The sequence below is a fragment of the Methanospirillum sp. genome, assembly GCF_028679455.1.
In the GTDB taxonomy this organism is placed as follows: Archaea; Halobacteriota; Methanomicrobia; order Methanomicrobiales; family Methanospirillaceae; genus Methanospirillum.
The window spans coordinates 1-3,160 of sequence record NZ_JAJRBM010000076.1; the positions used below are offsets into that span (position 1 = coordinate 1).

At 44.5% G+C, this 3,160-nt stretch carries 2 protein-coding genes; both read left to right on the top strand.

Annotated features, from left to right (window positions below; all coding sequences use genetic code 11):
- Positions 1–274 precede the first annotated feature (274 nt).
- Positions 275–643 (top strand): tetratricopeptide repeat protein, encoded by a 369-nt coding sequence (locus tag LUQ50_RS02430; RefSeq protein ID WP_300035644.1) that lies wholly within the window; start codon positions 275–277, stop codon positions 641–643.
- Between the two features lie 102 nt (positions 644–745).
- Entirely contained in the window at positions 746–3,112 is a 2,367-nt protein-coding gene (locus tag LUQ50_RS02435) for a PAS domain S-box protein (RefSeq protein ID WP_300035647.1), read from the top strand.
- Positions 3,113–3,160 lie beyond the last annotated feature (48 nt).

Genomic DNA, 3,160 nt, shown 5'->3' on the forward strand with positions numbered 1-3,160 from the left:
CCGTGAAGATATGCATTGCATAACCGGATAGCAGATCTGTTTTGCACCGATGGATGGCAAACTCTTAATTTTACACAGGTACCATGGAGAATTACCCCAGGAACAGGAAAGGATAGCCTGCAGATATATACCTGGTTCACCGAGTGATCATCAGAAGAATACTGATGCAGGCAATCATCTCAAACATCTCCAGAATTGGGCAGATTCCGTGAAGTGAGAGATCCTGGGGTTGTATATCCAGATTGCCTGAGAAATAAACGGGAAGGGATCTACTATGACAACAGAAGTAATTTCAACACCAGAGCGAACATTCGTAAAGATTGATCCGGAGATCGAAAACGCACTCCGTGATGCACATAACTACAAGATGGCCGGAGATTATAATCTCGCATTGAATATGTTCAATGAGATCATCGAGAAAGATCCTGCCAATGCACGGGCACTTCACCATAAGGCAAATGTCCTTGACCTGATGGGAAAGTATACCGATGCCCTGAGTTGCTATAATTCAGCGCTTGAATGTGATCCATACAACGCCGAGATATGGTACAATAAGGGTATGACGCTAAGGAAGACCGGATCCCATGAAGAGGGTCTGGAACACATCAGAAAAGGGATCTCCATGGCAATGGGACAGATATAATCGGTTATTCTGTTCAATTTCTCTTTTTTTCTTTATCCCGGATCAGTTCAAATCCATATCCTTTTGTAAATAAAATATAACACTCATTTACAGGACAATTTCATGTACTCAGTCCTCTATGTCGATGATGAGCCGCAATTACTGGATTTAGGCCAGATATACCTTCAAAAACGATGGGGCATGACGGTAGCAACGGCACTATCAGTACAGGAGGCATTGGAGAAACTTCAAAACACTTCTTATGATGCGATAATATCTGATTACCAGATGCCTGAGATGGATGGCATCTCATTTTTAAAAAAAATCCGGAAAGAAAAAAATACCTCTCCGTTTATCTTGTTCACCGGAAGAGGAAGGGAAGAGGTCGTTATTGATGCGTTGAACTCAGGTGCAGACTATTACCTTCAGAAAGGAGGCAACCCGTCTGCCCAGTTCTCCGAACTCTATAACATGGTAAGTAAAGCCGTTGAAAAAAAACGGGCTGAAAACGAGATCCGGAGAATAAACCACCATTTAAATTCGATCATCAATCATCTTCCGGATCCCACGTTTGTCGTAGATATTAACGGTAAAATCATCTCATGGAATCATGCCATTGAAAAAACCACCGGGTTTTCATCGGTTGAGACTCTTGGAAGAGTGGCAGACAGCATATTTCATCAGCTCTACGGGATGAATCACCTGTCGCTGGTGCATGCGATAATCAATCCGGATTCAGATATTCACCAGATGCATGACAGGATCAGGTATGACGGGGACACGGTCACCGCTGAGATGCAGGTAACAGACCAGTCGCAAAAAAAGGTAATCCTCTGGTGTAAAGCCAGTCCGCTTTATAATGAAGGAGATCAGATTACCGGGGCAATCGAAACCATACGTGATATTACCTCCATCCGGGAGAACGAGGTGAAGTTACGGGAGACAAACCAGCAACTCCAGAACATCATCGGATTTATCCCTGATCCTACCTTTGTAATCAATAATGAGGGAAGAATCATAGCCTGGAATCGTGCTATTGAACAACTCACCGGAATACCGGATACCGAGATGATCGGAAAGGATGCCTATGCCTATTCAGTCCCCTTATACTCCGAGAGGCGTCCGATCCTTGTTGACCTGCTATTTGATGAAAACCTGGATATCAGGAACAGGTACGATTTCATTGAAAGCATCGGAAAAAACCTCGTGGCAGAATTGTATATTGAAGCTCTGAACGATGGAAACGGGGCATATCTCTGGGTCATCGCAGCTCCGCTGTATGACACAGAAGGAAACATTACCGGCGCAATAGAATCGATCAGGGATATTTCATCGCGAAAAATACTGGAACTGGAACTACAGAAGAAGTACGAGGAACTTGCAGGATCATACGAAGAGATTGCAGCCCAGAACGAGGAAATACGAGTCAGTTTTGATGAAATATCCAGACAAAAAGTGAACCTGGTAAAAAGTGAACGGCAGTTCCGTAACCTTGTTGAACACCTTCCGGATGGGGTGATCATTCATACGAATGATGTTATCCGGTATGTCAACCGCATGGCGTATAAAATCCTTGGATACTCAGGTCCTGATCAGTTGATAGGAAGATTCGCACTGGATATTGTCCACCCTGACCAGCGGGAGAACATAGCAGACCTGATATCAAAAGCAGCAGTGCTCAAAAGACCATTTTTCGAGGAGATATTCCTCAGGGAGGACGGGACGGAGATCGTGGTTGAAGTAACCGGAATCAAGTTACAGGGACAGGAACCAGGGTCAAAGATGACCATCTTCCGGGATGTTTCAAAGGAACAGAAAAGAAAGACAGCACTTCGCCAGGCTCAGAAAAAACTTGAACTGTTATCATCCATCACCAGGCACGATGTAAAGAACCAGGTATGTACCCTGATGTCAATCCTGGAGATGCTCTCCGACGGGGAAGTAACAAAGCCCGGAGCTGTGCTTCTTCAAAAGGCACTCATCCCATGTAATAATATTCTTGACGGGATGAAGACAACCTTCGAGTACCAGACACTCGGGATAAAGGATCCCCAGTGGTTCAATATCAGGGATATCGTACTTCATGCAGCACAGGTTCATCAGATAAAAAAAGATTTCTACACATATTGCGGTGAAAATGCGGAGATATATGCAGATCCGTTAATCGGGAAAGTTGTGGAGAATCTCATGGATAATTCTGTCCGCCATGGAAAAAACCTCACGCATATCACCTGTAACACCGAGCAGGTGGATGATCATCTCGTGTTTATTTACGAGGACGACGGCGGCGGCATTCCCGATCACGAAAAGAAAAGAATATTTCAGGAAGGATATGGAAAAAACTCCGGGCTTGGCCTGTTCTTGATCAATGAGATCCTGGCCATGACGGGGATTACCATAACAGAACGCGGCACATATGGAATAGGTGTCAGATTTGAAATGCGGATTCCCCATGAAAAATGGAGAATCGTTAGCAAACCGGAGAGATAAGATCACTCCGGTTTCCGGATAGTCACCGGGGTCGGTTTTTTATACTTC